The sequence below is a fragment of the Pedobacter sp. PLR genome (assembly GCF_026239675.1).
GTDB lineage: Bacteria > Bacteroidota > Bacteroidia > Sphingobacteriales > Sphingobacteriaceae > Pedobacter.
This window is the reverse complement of sequence record NZ_JAPIVQ010000003.1, coordinates 715,703-731,641: the sequence shown is the minus strand read 5'-3', so window position 1 is coordinate 731,641 and position 15,939 is coordinate 715,703. Positions and strand designations below refer to the sequence as shown.

The 15,939-nt window shown below is 39.6% G+C and carries 16 protein-coding genes; 10 read left to right on the top strand and 6 right to left on the bottom strand.

Features of this window, described 5'->3' with window-relative positions:
• Window positions 1-8 precede the first annotated feature (8 nt).
• Window positions 9-527 (bottom strand): DUF4296 domain-containing protein, encoded by a 519-nt coding sequence (locus tag OQX61_RS10320; protein WP_265841579.1) that lies wholly within the window; start codon window positions 525-527, stop codon window positions 9-11.
• 71 nt (window positions 528-598) lie between these two features.
• On the opposite strand from OQX61_RS10320, the gene OQX61_RS10315 reads away from it, so the two are divergent.
• The 6 genes from OQX61_RS10315 to OQX61_RS10290 all read left to right on the top strand — a co-directional run bounded on the left by OQX61_RS10315 (window position 599) and on the right by OQX61_RS10290 (window position 8,233).
• The gene (locus OQX61_RS10315; RefSeq protein ID WP_265841578.1) at window positions 599-1,291 is read left to right on the top strand and encodes a YggS family pyridoxal phosphate-dependent enzyme; all 693 of its coding nucleotides are present in this window, start codon (window positions 599-601) and stop codon (window positions 1,289-1,291) included.
• Window positions 1,291-1,755, top strand: coding sequence for a GNAT family N-acetyltransferase (locus OQX61_RS10310; protein WP_265841577.1), 465 nt, complete (start codon window positions 1,291-1,293; stop codon window positions 1,753-1,755). The genes OQX61_RS10315 and OQX61_RS10310 overlap by 1 nt, the downstream gene beginning before the upstream one ends.
• Window positions 1,756-1,803: 48 nt before the next feature.
• Entirely contained in the window at window positions 1,804-2,619 is an 816-nt protein-coding gene (locus tag OQX61_RS10305; protein WP_265841576.1) for a DUF3298 and DUF4163 domain-containing protein, read from the top strand.
• 2 nt (window positions 2,620-2,621) lie between these two features.
• A complete protein-coding gene (locus OQX61_RS10300) occupies window positions 2,622-3,899 on the top strand; it encodes an aspartate kinase (protein ID WP_265841575.1) in 1,278 nt (425 codons plus the stop codon).
• Window positions 3,900-3,910: 11 nt separating this feature from the next.
• Window positions 3,911-5,092, top strand: a complete 1,182-nt coding sequence (locus OQX61_RS10295) for a hypothetical protein (protein ID WP_265841574.1) — start codon at window positions 3,911-3,913, stop codon at window positions 5,090-5,092.
• A 135-nt stretch (window positions 5,093-5,227) separates the two neighbouring features.
• Window positions 5,228-8,233: a DUF2723 domain-containing protein gene (locus OQX61_RS10290; protein WP_265841573.1), complete on the top strand. Its 3,006-nt coding sequence runs from the start codon at window positions 5,228-5,230 to the stop codon at window positions 8,231-8,233.
• Between the two features lie 98 nt (window positions 8,234-8,331).
• On the opposite strand, the gene OQX61_RS10285 is transcribed toward OQX61_RS10290, so the two are convergent.
• The 4 genes from OQX61_RS10285 to OQX61_RS10270 form a co-directional block, all read right to left on the bottom strand.
• Window positions 8,332-8,967, bottom strand: a complete 636-nt coding sequence (locus tag OQX61_RS10285) for a peroxiredoxin (protein ID WP_265841572.1) — start codon at window positions 8,965-8,967, stop codon at window positions 8,332-8,334.
• 89 nt (window positions 8,968-9,056) lie between these two features.
• Window positions 9,057-9,968: a DUF72 domain-containing protein gene (locus OQX61_RS10280; protein ID WP_265841571.1), complete on the bottom strand. Its 912-nt coding sequence runs from the start codon at window positions 9,966-9,968 to the stop codon at window positions 9,057-9,059.
• A gap of 179 nt (window positions 9,969-10,147) precedes the next feature.
• Window positions 10,148-11,236, bottom strand: a complete 1,089-nt coding sequence (locus OQX61_RS10275) for a serine protease (RefSeq protein ID WP_265841570.1) — start codon at window positions 11,234-11,236, stop codon at window positions 10,148-10,150.
• A 7-nt stretch (window positions 11,237-11,243) separates the two neighbouring features.
• Window positions 11,244-11,810, bottom strand: coding sequence for a sigma-70 family RNA polymerase sigma factor (locus tag OQX61_RS10270; RefSeq protein WP_265841569.1), 567 nt, complete (start codon window positions 11,808-11,810; stop codon window positions 11,244-11,246).
• A gap of 209 nt (window positions 11,811-12,019) precedes the next feature.
• Between OQX61_RS10270 and OQX61_RS10265 the strand changes: the two genes are divergently transcribed.
• From OQX61_RS10265 to OQX61_RS10250, 4 genes are all read left to right on the top strand, one after another.
• The gene (locus OQX61_RS10265; RefSeq protein WP_265841568.1) at window positions 12,020-12,235 is read left to right on the top strand and encodes a hypothetical protein; all 216 of its coding nucleotides are present in this window, start codon (window positions 12,020-12,022) and stop codon (window positions 12,233-12,235) included.
• A gap of 502 nt (window positions 12,236-12,737) precedes the next feature.
• Entirely contained in the window at window positions 12,738-12,950 is a 213-nt protein-coding gene (locus tag OQX61_RS10260; protein ID WP_265841567.1) for a hypothetical protein, read from the top strand.
• A gap of 139 nt (window positions 12,951-13,089) precedes the next feature.
• The gene (gene purB / locus OQX61_RS10255) at window positions 13,090-14,436 is read left to right on the top strand and encodes an adenylosuccinate lyase (RefSeq protein ID WP_265841566.1); all 1,347 of its coding nucleotides are present in this window, start codon (window positions 13,090-13,092) and stop codon (window positions 14,434-14,436) included.
• A gap of 77 nt (window positions 14,437-14,513) precedes the next feature.
• A complete protein-coding gene (locus OQX61_RS10250) occupies window positions 14,514-15,065 on the top strand; it encodes a NifU family protein (protein ID WP_265841565.1) in 552 nt (183 codons plus the stop codon).
• 70 nt (window positions 15,066-15,135) lie between these two features.
• On the opposite strand, the gene OQX61_RS10245 is transcribed toward OQX61_RS10250, so the two are convergent.
• A complete protein-coding gene (locus OQX61_RS10245; protein ID WP_265841564.1) occupies window positions 15,136-15,930 on the bottom strand; it encodes an inositol monophosphatase family protein in 795 nt (264 codons plus the stop codon).
• Window positions 15,931-15,939: the final 9 nt, after the last annotated feature.

The following is a 15,939-nucleotide window of genomic DNA, read 5'->3' as shown; positions in this document are numbered from 1 at the left end:
TTATAATTCTAATTTTGGTTTTTATAAACCATCTTTGGTTGAATAAACTCCATCGCCTTCTTCGTGGTATCCGTCAAACTCGTGGTGTCTTTCAAAAGGAAGCGGATTTTATAATCCGGTGATTTTCTGGCCAGCGAATCCGCTGATTTTCTTAACATTAATTCTATTCTATTTTTCGCGTTGATTACTGAATCTGATTTTGTAATCACGTCTTTTTGCCTAGACAAGTCCTGGATCACAAGTGTATAAATATCATCCAGCAGCTTTGGATTGGCGTTGTAATAAGCCATACTCCTTGCAAACATGGCCGAGTCAACACCATATTTCTTATAAATACCTTTATAATAGGAACTGGCCACTTTCTTTGCAGAATCCACTGCTGGAATTGTAGTGATATAACCATCTACCACATGGATATCACTCAACACACCCGGCATTTTATCCGGTTGAATGATGTCTTTAGGAATCCCTGGTTTACAGGCAGAAATCAGTAAAAAAAAGGATAGTATATATAAAAAGTTTCTCATTATGTTTAAAACATCATTATTTCTTAGCCAAAGTTCGCTAAGGTTCTTAATTTTACCAAAAATACTGATAAATGAGTATAGCAGATAACTTATTAAAATATAAAAACGAATTAGACGAAGTTGCGGTGAAATTAATCGCGGTTTCAAAATACCAGGAAGCATCGGCAGTTTTGGAAGCCTATAACGCCGGACAAAGGGTATTTGGAGAGAATATTGTGCAGGAGCTGGTAGAAAAGCAAGCGCAACTTCCTCCCGATATCGAATGGCACCTGATTGGTCATTTACAAACTAATAAGGTAAAATACATTGCCCCTTTTATCAGTTTGATTCAATCGGTAGACAGCTTAAAACTGTTAATTGAGATCAACAAACAAGCGGCAAAAAACAAAAGAGTGATCGATTGTTTATTGCAGATTTATATAGCTGATGAAGACACTAAATTCGGTTTAGGCTACGATGAAGCGATTGACCTGTTGCGTTCAGAAGAGTTTACAGCGATGAAAAACGTCCGCATTACCGGTTTAATGGGTATCGCCAGCAACAATGCACTGGAGAAACAAACCCTGGATGAGTTTACGGAGCTTAGAGTCCTTTTTGATGGCATTAAAGTAAGTTTCTTTAGAAAAGACGACAGCTTTAAAGAACTTTCAATGGGCATGTCCGGAGATTACAAACTGGCCATTGAAGCAGGAAGCACCATGGTTCGTGTAGGCAGCAATATTTTTGGAAAAAGGAAAATTAAACACTGGAAAGAAGAAGTATAATGAATATAAACATCAGAGTTGCCACACAGCAAGATTGCCCGCGTCTATTAGAATTGATTCATGAACTGGCTTTATATGAAAAGGCTCCGGAAGAAGTTACCGTTACTTTAGCAGAATTTGAAGATGCTGGTTTCGGTTCCAATCCGGTATGGAACGCGTTTGTAGTTGAAAATGACCAGTTGATTATCGGCTTTGCCTTATATTACACCAGATATTCTACCTGGAAAGGATGCAGATTATACCTGGAAGACTTTATAGTTACCGAAAGCTACAGAGGCAAAGGCATTGGAAAATTACTTTTTGAAAGAGTAATTAAAGAAGCCAAAGACAAGAACTTTAACGGCATGAACTGGCAGGTGCTGGACTGGAATGAGCCAGCCATCAACTTTTATAAAAAGTATGAAGCACAGCTGGAAGCAGACTGGCTAAATGGTTCTTTTTCTAAAGAACAGATTTCGAAATAGCTAAATTTACGCTAACCGGATTCATTGACCCTTTAAAATCTACCGAAGATGAAAAAATTAGCAGTATTAATGCTGGCATTAAGCTTTGCAGCTTGTCAGAGTGAAAAAAAAGCAAGTGATCAGGGAGACAGTACTGGTCTTTCTATCCATGCTGAAAATGACTTGACTTTTAAATACGACAGCCTTAAGGTTTTCAGTAAACCTAATCCTGCTGTCAAAACAAAAAGTACGGATACTACTTATGTTCGTATGGTCTATCCGGTTTTTTCAGATCAGAAGCTGAACCAGTTGCTGGAACAAAAAACTATTGAAGCGATTGCAAATCCCGATGATAAAAAAGCGCAAAGCTATCAGGAGGTAGCCGATACTTTTGTGAAAGCTTATGAAAACCTGAGAGATACGGAAGGGACTGCAGCGACCTGGTTTTTAGATGCCGAAACAAAGGTATTAACAGATCAGCCGGAGTATTTAGGATTGGAACATAGTCTGGTTAATTATGCCGGTGGTGCCCACCCTAACAGTGCAATGATCTACTGGAATCTGAACCCGAAAACCCTACAGGAAATCACACTGGAATCACTGATCAATGAGGATAGTATGCCTCAACTGGTGACTATTGCAGAAAAGATTTTCAGGAAAAATGAGAAACTAAGTCCAACGGCAAGCCTTAAAGACAGCTATTTCTTTGAAAATGACAAGTTCAACCTGAACCGTAATTTTACGATTACCAAAGAAGGATTAAAATTCCTTTACAACCCATACGAAATTAAAGCCTATGTTTATGGCAGCACTGAATTGATCATTCCTTTCAGCGATTTAAAAACCATAGCCAGGCCAAATACTTTACTCAGTCCGACAAAATAACTATGCTCGTATTCAAATTTGGAGGCGCCTCAGTGAAAGATGCAGCTGGCGTCATCAACCTTGCGCAAATTGTTAGCCGCTACCCGAAACAAAAACTATTGATCGTCATTTCTGCCATGGGCAAGATGACCAACAAACTGGAAGAACTCTGCAAAGCTTACCTCAATGGAGAAGAAGAACAGACTCATCAGATTTTTGAAGCCGTAAAAGCTTACCATTTTGAGATTATCGGGGACCTGTTCCCAAATCATCAACACCCAATCTATAATGATGTAGCCAATACATTTGTAGAAATCGACTGGCTGATTGAAGAAGAGATTACGGATACACCTGATTATATCTATGATCAGATTGTATCTATCGGCGAGGTGATATCTACTAAAATCGTTGCTGCTTATCTGAACGAAACCGGTTTAAAAGCCAAATGGCTGGATGCCCGTAACTTTATTCAAACAGACAACAATTACCGCGAAGGGAATGTAAACTGGGAGAAAACGGAAGCAGAAGTACAGCAACACCTATTGCCATTACTGGATCAATACATTGGCGTAACGCAAGGATTTATTGGTGGTACCAGTGAAAACTTTACCACTACTTTAGGTCGTGAGGGCTCAGATTATTCAGCGGCGATCTTCTCTTCCTGCCTCAACGCCGATTCTTTAACCATCTGGAAAGATGTGCCGGGCGTATTAAATGCGGACCCGAAGTGGTTTGATGAGACGGAACGTATTCCGCAATTGTCGTATCATGATGCCATCGAACTGGCTTACTATGGTGCTACGGTAATCCACCCAAAAACCATTAAGCCGATTCAGAATAAAAACATTCCATTATATGTCCGGTCTTTCCTTCATCCCGAAGCCGAAGGAACAGACATCACAAATGCGGAAAATCATTTACCTGTCCCTTCTTTTATCTTTAAGGTGCATCAGGTATTAATATCTATTTTTCCCAAAGATTTCTCCTTTATCATTGAAGAGAACCTGAGTGATATTTTCAGTCTTTTTCATAACCACAAGGTGAAGATCAATACCATGCTGAATTCTGCCATCAGTTTTTCGGTGAGTATTGATGAGGATCCGGAGAAATTGCAGAAACTAATTGAGGAGCTCTCCGTACACTACAAAGTAAAATACAATACAGGTTTAGAGTTGGTAACCATCAGGTATTACAACCAGGAAACTATCGATCGTGTGACGGTTGACAAGAGCATTTTACTGGAAGTTAAAAGCAGACATACCTGCCAGATTGTGATGAAAGACCGTACCCTTAACGCTTAAAATCAATTCCATTGAACAAAAATATTTTAGCCAGCGAAGTACAGGAATATATCAATACCCATTTAACCGGTGATGTATTTACCATTGCTATGGCTAAAAGTCCCTTTCCGGAGGTCAGTTCCAAAGAACTGGCCAACCAGATTGCAGCAAAGCAGAAGAGCGTAAAGAAACTACCGCAATGGTATCATCAGGAACTGATTTATTACCCGGCTTTAATATCAATTGAACAGTGTTCTTCGGAAAGTACGGCAGCCTATAAATCAGGTCTGGCCATTGGAGAAACGCTGATCGACCTGACCGGTGGTTTTGGTGTAGACAGCCTTTTCTTTGCCCGCAAGCTGAAACAGGTAACGCATTGTGAGATTAATCCGGAGCTTTCCGAAATTGCCTCACATAATGCTCTGGTGCTCCAACAGTACAACATGGAGTTTCTGGCCATGGATGGCATTGCTTATCTTCGGGAAACAAATATCTCTTTCGACACTATTTATATTGACCCCGCCCGAAGAAGCAGCATAGGAAAAGTGTTTATGCTCAAAGACTGCACACCTAATGTGGTGGAACATCTGGATCTGCTGTTGTCAAAATCTAAGAGAATCATCATCAAAACAGCACCTTTACTGGATTTCAGTGCAGGATTAAAAGAGCTGAAAAACGTGAGTGAAATCCATGTACTGAGTGTGAAAAACGAATGCAAGGAGCTGTTATGGATCGTCGAAAACGAACCATCAGCACAAGTAAAGATCGTTTGTACGACCCTTAATGAACAGGAGAAAAGCTTTAGCTTTTTTAAAGGAGAAGAGGATACCGAAGCCGAAATTCCGGAACTGGATTTACAACAATACCTATATGAGCCTGATACCGCACTGTTAAAAGGTGGCGCTTTCAACCTGATCGCCAGCAGATATGGCTTACAGAAACTACATTCGCAAACACAGCTTTACACCTCTTCAAAAGTGCTGGAAGAGTTCCCGGGAAGAAGGTTCCGAATCAATGGACTGATAGCCCCCGCAGATCTGAAAAAAGAAAAAGACCTGAGGGGAAATGTAATCGCAAGAAATTACCGCGACAAAGCGGAGCAGCTGGTTAAGAAATACAAGATCAAGCCTGATCAACAGCGCTTTTTAATCTTCACTCAAAGTAAAAAACAAGGCTATCTGGTAATTGATGCACATATTGAGCAGCACTATTAAACATCCTTTTGCCCAGGTTTCATTCCGCTGCCTTCCTGGAAAATTTAACATTCTTTAACATAATTTAACACTTGTAAAAAACTATCCTTTAATGATTTGGTTATTTTTGATTAACCCAAAATTAAACCTTAAATCATGAAAAATTATTGCCGCATCAACAACCTGGTGGGCTTCCTCCTTTTTGGAATCGCTACCATTGTTTATTGGCTGACAATGGAACCAACTGTCAGTTTCTGGGATTGTGGAGAGTTCATCGCTGCCAGTAATAAACTCCAGGTAGGCCATCAACCCGGAGCCCCTTTGTTCCTGATGATCGGCAAACTATTCTCCTTATTCGCCCTTGGCGATGCTACCAAAATAGCTTATTGGATCAATTTCAGCTCAGTACTATTTAGCGGAGCCACCATTATGTTCCTCTACTGGACTATTACAGCTATGGCCTCCAAACTATATCCCGAAGAAAAAACCAAATTAGAATCGCCGGGTGTCATTGCCGCAGGTATTGTTGGCGCATTGGCTTATACTTTTTCCGATACCTTTTGGTTTTCAGCAGTAGAATCGGAAGTATATGCACTCTCTACCCTCTTTACCGCTATGGTATTCTGGTCTATTCTGAAATGGGAAAAGAGCATGGACAACCGCTGGCTGGTTTTTATTTCTTTTCTGGTAGGCCTTTCTATTGGTGCGCATCTTTTAAGTTTACTCGCCATTCCTGCGCTGGTACTGGTTTATTATTTCAAGAAAACGAAAGAAGTGACCTGGTTGGGCACCATCAAAGCCCTTGCCGTTGCCTGTCTGATTGTAGGCCTTGTGCAAATTGTCATCGTGCAATATCTGGTATTAGCAGCTGCTAAATCCGACCTTTTCTTTGTCAATAATCTAGGATTGAGTTTTGGCTCTGGTGCCATCGTTTTTATTTTATTATTGATTGGCATCACCAGTTACGGCATTTACTATTCTATTCAGCACCGCAAATATAACCTGAACCTCAGTCTCCTTTGCTTTGCATTTATTATCTTCGGATTCAGTTCTTATTTTGTCATACTGATCCGTGCGAATGCAAAACCCAGCATCAACTTATCAAACCCTGACAGTCCATTTTCATTGTACAGTTACCTCGGAAGAACCAATTACGGAGAAACGCCGTTATTGTACGGCAAAACCTATGATGCCAAACAAACCGACTATAAGGAAACCGGCACAGAATACCGTAAGGGCACTTCAAAATACGAGGAGTCCGGAAAATCATTCAAGGTCAACTACGATAAAAACATACTCTTTCCGAGAATGTACAGCAGTAAACCGGATCATATTAACTTTTACCAGCAATGGATGGGTCTGGAAAAAGAACAGGCACCCACGATGTCTGATAACCTTGGCTTTTTCAGTTCTTATCAGGTAGGTTTCATGTACATGCGTTATTTCTTATGGAACTTTGTGGGCCGTCAGAATGATATTCAGGGACATGGAAATCTGGACGAAGGAAACTGGTTGTCCGGCATTAAGCCATTGGATGCCATCAGACTAGGTTCCCAAAATAAACTACCTCCTTCTATTCAAGACAATAAAGGCCATAATGTACTATATGGCCTACCTTTTCTGTTGGGAATGGCCGGACTGATCTTCCTCTACAGAAAGAACAAACAAGAAACCTTAGTGATCGCCACCTTATTCTTTTTCACCGGTCTGGCCATCATTCTATACCTAAATCAGGATCCTTTACAAGTTAGAGAACGTGATTACGCCTATGTAGGGTCCTTTTACGCCTTTTGCATCTTTATCGGTTTCGGGGTACTGGCGATTAAAGAAGCCCTTTCCCGCTTTACTCCAAAAAAGATGAGCCTTGTGCTTGCAGCATTAACGGGATTCCTTATTGCACCTGCTTTAATGGCGGTACAAGGTTGGGACGACCATGACCGTTCCGGCAAAACCACAGCAAGGGACTGGGCAGTCAACTACCTGAATTCCTGTGCACCTAACGCGATCCTGTTTACCAATGCAGATAACGACACCTTCCCTTTATGGTATGCGCAAGAAGTAGAAGGCATCAGAACTGACGTCAGGGTGATCTGCTTACAGTTTCTTAGTGACGGGAATTTCATCAATCAATTGAGGAAGCAACAAAATAAATCTGCTGCACTGCCGATTACCATGGCCGCGGAGAAATATCAGCAGGGTGTTCGCGATTATATCCCCTACATCGATTACGGATTTACTGATAGCGTGGAATTAAAAGACCTGTTAACTGTACTCACTTCAGATGCCAAAGACGATAAAGTACAGATGAACGATGGTTCTTATGAAAATTTCCTCCCTACCAAAAAGCTAAAAATGACTATCGATTCCGATCAGCTGGTAAAAACAAATACCATTAAAGCGGCAGATAAAGCCAAAGCTGCTGGCCAGATGGAATGGACCGTAGATAAAAATTTCATTGGTAAAGCAGACCTGGCGATGTACGACATCCTCGTACATAACAACTGGGAAAGACCGATTTATTTTGCCACTTCTGTTTCTCCGGATACCTATATCGGCTTAGATAAATACCTGTATCTGGAAGGCTATGCCTACCGCTTACTTCCATTAAAAACTGATCCTAAAGACGAGCGTAATAAATCAGAGATCACCAATACGGAAGTCATGTATGATAATGTGATGCATAAAATGGATTATTCGGGTTTCAAATCAGCGAAATACCTGGATATTGAAAGCAGAAGAATTGGAGAAAGCACCTGGACCTTCCACAATACCCTCGCTACAAACCTGATTTTAGCAGGTAAAAATGCGCAGGCTCTTGCGGTCATGAAGAAAAGTGCAAAGGAACTTCCGTTAAAAAACTACTCGATTCAGGATACGATTAACAGGTTCAATAGCATCAGGCTGTTTTATGAGTTAAAAGACCTGCCACAGGCCAATTTAATGGCTAAGGAAACTCTTTCCTTTCTAGACCTGGAGTTGCAGTATATCGCTTCTCTGGAGCCAGAGCTCCAGAGAAGACGATTAAGAGAGATACAGGTTGGCCTGTCTATATTAAACGGGCTGGAGGAACTCAGCAAGGCAAACCAGCAAGCGGAGCTGAGCAAAGCATTTAAATCCCGGTTTAGTAATTACGAAAGTATCTTTGTAAAGTCCATCGGATAAATTTGAAGTCCAAAAACAATTAAAATGCAATGGCCCCAAAATTCTCTGAATCCCGGGGCCATTGTTATGAAATAAAAACTTCAGAAATAAATCAACCTTTATTTATTTGGCTGAGGAGTCATTCTTAGATAAGGTTTGATCACTTTATGTCCTTTTGGAAATTTAGCAGGGATATCTTCTGTTTTAATGCTGTTCATTACCACTACATCATCACCATCTTTCCAATCTGCCGGAGTAGCAACACTATAATTTGCAGTCAGCTGTAAAGAATCAATTACTCTCAATACTTCGTCAAAGTTCCTGCCGGTAGAAGCTGGATAAGTCAGCATCAATTTCACTTTCTTATCCGGTGAAATCACAAATAAAGAGCGTACAGTTAATGTTTCTGAAGCATTAGGGTGAATCATATCATAAAGATCTGCGATCTTTTTATCTTCATCAGCAATGATCGGGAACTCTACAGTGGTATCTTGTGTCTCATTGATATCTCTGATCCATCCTTTATGCGATTCTGCTGAATCTACACTCAGGGCCAGCACTTTTACATTTCTTTTTTCAAATTCCCCTTTTAAGGAAGCCGTACGGCCAAGTTCAGTAGTACATACCGGAGTATAATCTGCCGGATGAGAGAATAAAACGCCCCAGCTATCTCCTAAGAATTCATAAAAATCAATGTTACCGATAGAAGTTTCTGCTTTAAAGTTGGGCGCTACGTCCCCTATTCTTAAACTCATAATGTTGTGGTTTTAGGGTATAAATTATAATATCTACAAATCTAGTATACTTTTTAGAATAATTGTGAATCTTATGTAATTTCTCAATTTTAAGCCCCTAAAAAATTAATCTCCGGGAGCTGGCTACCCAGATGTTTGTTGAATGCTTTGATGGTATAATCGGCCAGAATTGGCGTATCCTTTTCGTCATGTTGGTGCAGGAAGAAATAGACTTTTTCCAGGCCCTGATCCAGCCATACTTTAAGACGTTTCACCCATTCGTCAATTCGCGCTTCATCAGAAGCTTTGAACGCTGCCCCATTTCCTACAAAGCGAATAAAGACCTCGGGAATGGTCAGTTCCATATGGATCACATCCCTTCTTCCACTGGCGTCAGTAATGATAGCACCTTTATTTAATCTGGCCAACATTTCGAAAAGTGGTTTGCGGTTACTTTCAATGTTGAACCATTCTGTGTTTCTAAGTTCTACAAATACCGATAGATCGGTGGCCAGGTATTCGAGATAAGCCGCTAAGGTTTCCTTGTTTTTGGGCCCGAAATTATCACCCATTTGCAGAAAACAGGGCCCCAGGTATTCTCCAAATTCGGAAATACCGGAAAGAAACAGGTCAGTTGCTTCTTCTGCTCCTTTTAGTCTTTTCATATGGGTAATGGTTTGGGAAAACTTCGGACAGAATAAGAAACCATTGCTGGCATTTATGGCAGCCTTTTCTTTCCATTTCCTGATTTGTTCAGGCTTTGGAAGATTATAAAACACAGCATTTAGCTCAATGGAATTAAAATGTTTCACATACTCATCCAGGAAATTAGCTTCTTTAGTTTTGGGTGGATAAATCATGTTCACCCATTCTTTCCTCCCCCATTTGGCGCAGCCTACATAAAACTCAGGCGTATTGCCAGCTTTTTTGCCGGCTAAAGTTTGTGGCGTTTGCAGCCCATCTGCCGGCAGACTAAAGTCTACCCTATTAAGTTCATCATCAGAAACTTTTCCAAAATCCATGTCTTTACATTTAGGTCTTACTCATTAGATTAAATCCGGCTAACACTATAAATCCATACCGGCTTATCCCTATAAAGCTAGAAAACTCTCCAGATAAACGAAATAAAAAAAGCGGTTAAAAAAGAAGACCCTACAGCGAGATCAGCTATAGGGTCTTCTAAGGAATTATAAAGAAATTTCTATTTGTATACTTTGATCATGAATACATAATCCTGTATTTTTTGGACCTGTTTATTTCTGCTCAGGCCTTGTAAAGAGTTTCTTTTATTGAAGGCTACCTTTTTACCTAAAGAATCATTAGGAATAGAGTTTAAAGCCTCTTGAATATATTTCGATTTGATGGCAAATGTAGCCCCATCTACCTGTTTCTCCTTAGCAGAGATCACACCGATGATATTACCCTGATGGTCTAATAATGGACCACCGCTATTACCAGGATTCACAGGAATGGCCACCTGATACTGTGTTGTATCACCGTTATAACCTGTTTTTGAACTCACATAACCTTCGCCAAACACCGCATCATCTTTAGGGAATCCCAATGTATAAACTACATCACCCATTCCTATTCCGCTTTGTTTCAATCGGTAAGGAAGGTTAGAAAGCGGGCTAAATGAAGGGTCTGTAATTTTCAGAATGGCCAGATCGTATTGAGAATCTGTTCTCACTACTTTAGCTTTATAAGATTCACCTTTATTGTCCTGAACATATACAGAGTCTGCGCCATCTACTACATGCAGGTTGGTTAGCAAATAACCATTGGCGGTTAAGGCGAATCCTGTTCCTCCAAAATTGGCAGGTTTCACATTTTTAGGTGTGTTTTTAGAATTGATAATTCTGATCAGGCTACTCTGAGAATTTTTAATTTTCGTCAGTTCCCTGCTTACCAGCTCTACACTACCACTTTGTTTGGTATTTTGCTGTATAGAATACACGGTTACCACCGTTAACAGGATAAAAGACGCGGCAACAGCAATGGCTGCCTTATTTTTACGCCATAAGTTAACGATATAAGAAGGATGTGGCCTTAATGCCTCTGTTAAAGCATCCACATCAATTTCTGCGTGGGCGCGATCCATTTTCGCTTTTAAATCCATCATATTGGCATAGTCTCCCAGAGATTCCAGAAAAACTTTATGCGCAACCACCTTATGGTCCACTATGGGATCATTCTTGCGAAGCTGCTCAAAAGCTACTCTTTCTTCCTCAGAAAGCTTACCATTTAAATAATCTTCAATTATCCCCTCTAACTCAATCTCGTTTCTCATATCACCTTTATACTTGAAAAAACAATTTCTTCAGCCGCTGTAAGCATTTATATTTTTGAGTTTTGGCATTATCCGTATTGGTATAGCCAAACTTCTCACAAATGTCCTGCATAGAGAGACTGTTGATGTAAAAATCCTGAATAATGGTTTTGCAAGGCTCACCAAGATGAAGAAGCGCATCGTTCATTTTATCAAACTGCTGATCTTTTTCTTCATGTTGTTCCAAATCTACCTCTACTGCCATGATATCCTCAAAGTCTGAGATGTTATTGGTTTTCCGACTTTCCTGCGAAAGCTTTTTCAACCATATTCTTCTGCAAACTGAGTATATATAGGTCTTTAGTTTACTGCTCAATTCAAAATTTCCGCCCTTAATTTTATTATATAATACGATGATTCCTTCCTGATACACGTCTTTTGCATCATCTTCATCACCGTTATTATTAAGGATAAACTGCAGTACCATCGGAAAATATCCGGTGTACAGTTTATTTAGCGTATCTTCCGAGTCATTTAGTACCCCTAAAACTACCTCTCTATCTGTTGGAACTGAACTGCTTAACTTATTACTCACCAATTAATACATTTATACGTGAATGGTAACCCAATGTTAACCAAAAAAAAATACTTTTTCTGATCTTTCCCCTAATACCTTATATATAACGTCTGCCCTTCCGGATTCGTCAAATATTTTTTTTTATTTTTTTTGAATTAGCTGGGTTACCTTTTAATCTTTCAGGTATTAATCTGCAAAATTAATTAATTATTTAAAATAGAATTATAATGAAAAACGCATTTAAATTAGGCTTTGCAGCTTTAGCAATCACTTTATCAGTAGCAGCTTGTTCATCAGAAAAAAAAGGTGAATCAACTGATACTACATTAACTGATTCAGGTGCTGTTGTAACTACAGTTGATACTAACGTTGTTGATTCTACAGTAAAAGATACTACTGTAAAAACTACTACTGTTGCTACAGATACAGTTGTTAAAAAATAAGCTCAAAAGGCTAATAACAAAAAAGGTGCTGGAATTTTCCAGCACCTTTTTTGTTGCCGTATACTTTTCCCAACCTTTTTGAGGATACACAAAGTAAGATAAAGGAGATTCATCAGGGAAACGCTATCCATTGATCGTATACTGTTGGTATACGGATGCTATAGTACCGCTCGCTGTTTAAGGGTTACCGAAGGCTTGCTGAGGGGTTCGCGACAATTGATTAGGGGAAATCCTTAATCAGATCCTCATCAACTCTTCAGCAAGCCTTCGGCAACCAGAACCACTATAACAGCACAATATCAGCTATCTCATATCCCTAAGACAGGACGCTCTGAAAAAAAACACTACCTGCCCCTTATCCACAACGCATTCACCACCTATTTAAGGCCGGTCAATATTTATTTTAAAAAAAAATAAAAAATATTTGAAGAATCGGGGTTACCTTTTAGGATTTAGGGTATTAATCTACAAAATTGATTATTTAACATTTAAACAAAATATAATGAAAAACGCATTTAAATTAGGTTTCGCAGCATTAGCAATCACTTTATCAGTAGCAGCATGTTCATCAGAAAAAACAGGTGAATCTACTGACACTACACTTACTGATTCAGGTGCAGTTGTTACTACTGTTGATACTTCAGTTGTTGACTCTACAGTAAAAGATACAGTTGTTAAAACTACTACTGAAGCTGAGAAACCAGCTGCTCACTAGTTTTAATTAACTTCATAAAAAAAGGCTTTGGTTCACTCCAAAGCCTTTTTTTATGCCCTGAAATTCAATTAGCGCGGCTTCCATTCCCAAAAACGGCTAATAATACGTAACTTCGCGACCGTAAACAATCTTAATACCCATGAATTTATCACCATTACAAGCTATATCTCCAATAGATGGCCGTTATAGAAATACAACTGAAAGCCTGTCTAAGTACTTTTCTGAATCTGCCCTAATTAAATACAGGGTATATGTAGAAGTTGAGTATTTCATTTCACTATGTGAAATCGGACTACCTGGATTAGCGAAATTTGATAAAGCGAATTATGGAAAATTACGCCTGATTCATGAGCAATTCTCAGATGTACATGCTCAGGAGATTAAAGACACTGAGAAAGTAACCAACCATGACGTGAAAGCGGTAGAATATTTCATCAAAAAACAATTCGATGATTTAGGCTTCCAGGATTACAAAGAATTTATCCATTTCGGATTAACTTCTCAGGACATCAACAATACTGCAATTCCATACACTTTTAAGCTGGCCTTAAATGAAGTGTATTATCCAAACATCAGTAATTTAATCAGCAAGATTAAAGAACTGGCAACAGAATGGGCAGCTGTTCCTTTATTGGCATTTACCCACGGACAACCAGCCTCACCTACTAAATTGGGTAAAGAATTTCTGGTATTTGCAGAACGTTTAGAAATCCAGTTAAATAACTTAAAAAACATCCCTAACAGCGCAAAATTTGGCGGTGCTACCGGTAATTTTAATGCGCACCATATTGCTTATCCAAACGTTAACTGGGTAGATTTCTCTAATAACTTCGTAAATGAAGTATTGGGCTTAACACGTGCACAACACACGACTCAGATTGAACATTATGATCAGTTTGCTGCACAATGTGATGCATTAAAACGTATCAACAACATCATTATTGACCTTGACCGTGATATCTGGGCTTATATCTCTAAAAACTACTTCAAACAAAGAATTAAAGAAGGAGAAGTAGGTTCATCGGCAATGCCACATAAAGTGAATCCTATTGATTTCGAAAATGCAGAAGGAAACGCTGGTCTGGCCAATGCTTTATTTGAATTCTTCGCTGCAAAATTACCGATCTCCCGTCTACAAAGAGACCTTACCGATTCTACGGTATTGAGAAATGTAGGTGTTCCGATGGCACACACCGTAATTGCGATGTCTTCTACGCTTAAAGGATTAAACAAAATCATCCTGAACAATGATGCGATTGCTGCTGACCTTGAAAACAACTGGGCAGTGGTAGCAGAAGCGATTCAAACGGTATTGAGAAGAGAAGCTTACCCGAATCCTTATGAGGCCTTAAAAGACCTTACACGTACCAATCAAAAGATAACAGCGGATACAATGGCCACCTTTATTGATGGTTTAGACGTAAACGAAACCATAAAAGCTGAATTAAAGCACATTACCCCTTTTAACTATACCGGTGTCTTCTAGGAATTAATGACCTAAAACAGACATCGATACCTTAATTTGCAGCTTTGAATTATTTATTTTTGTAAGAAAAAAAGACAATGACGATCAACGTATATACAGAACAAACCCCTAATCCTGCCACCATGAAATTTATGGTCAATAAACTATTGATCAATGGCAGCGAAGATTTTGCGACTAAAGAGAGTGCTGAGCTATCTCCTTTTGCAAAGGAACTGTTCAAGTTCAACTTTGTAAACGGCGTTTTTTTTGCAAGTAACTTTGTAACGATCACCAAAACCGAAGACGCAGAATGGGCAGATATTGAGCCAATTCTTAAAGAATTCGTAAAGGGCGCAGTAGAATCAGAATATAAAATCAAAGAAGAAACTGACGAAGCTGCTCCGGCATTTACAGGAACAGATATCGAAATCAAGATTCAGCAAATCCTGCACGACTATGTTCGTCCGGCAGTAGAGCAAGATGGTGGTGCTATCAGTTATAAATCATTTGATGATGGTATCGTAACCGTAGAACTTAGAGGTTCATGCAGTGGATGTCCATCTTCTACCATTACGTTAAAATCTGGTATCCAGAATTTACTACAACGTATGGTTCCTGAAGTGAAAGAAGTAGTATCTGAAGCTTTATAAAAAAACAAAGCATACCAAAAGGGCCTTGATTCTAAAAATCAAGGCCCTTTTCTTTTATAAATAAAGGAAACTAATCGTTAAAGTGTGTAGCCATAATCGCCAGTATTTCGGCATCAATGGCACCATTTGTGGCCAGAATCTCGCGCTGTTCGATAAACTCGGCTCCGCCGGAAAAATTAAGGATATTCCCACCTGCCTGTTGCACCAGGTAAGCACCTGCCGCCACATCCCATGAATTCAGGTTGTATTCAAAAAAGCCATCAAACCTACCACAAGCTACATAAGCTAAATCCGTGGCCGCTGAGCCAATTCTTCTTAAGCCATGACAGCTACGCATCATTTCGGAAAGCAGCTTCATATAGGCTTCCTGTTTATCAAACTGATAGTATGGAAAACCGGTAGCCAATAAAGTATCGCTTAGGGAAGTTCTTTTAGAAACAGAGATTTCTTTGTTGTTCAGGTAAGCCGCTCCACCTTTATAAGTAGAGAACATTTCTCCCCTGTTGATCTCATACACCACCCCAATCACTGGCTGTCCATCTTCATAAAGGGCAATGCTGATCGCATAGGTAGGCAAGCCATGGATAAAATTCGTTGTTCCATCTAAAGGGTCTATAATCCAGTTAAAGACCTTACCAGCAGTATTGATCGTCTCTTCCTCCGTGATAAAGCCAGCCTCAGGAATCAATTTCACTAAATTCCTGACCAGTTGCTTCTCCGCATTTTTATCGACATAGGAGACCAGATCATTAAGCCCTTTAATTTCTACCGCATTCGCGTCAAAATTCATAGACTCCTTGCGGATAAAATTGCCTGTCAGACGGGCAATGGCAATAACTTTAGAACAAAGTAACTCGTAATTCAAATCTTAGAT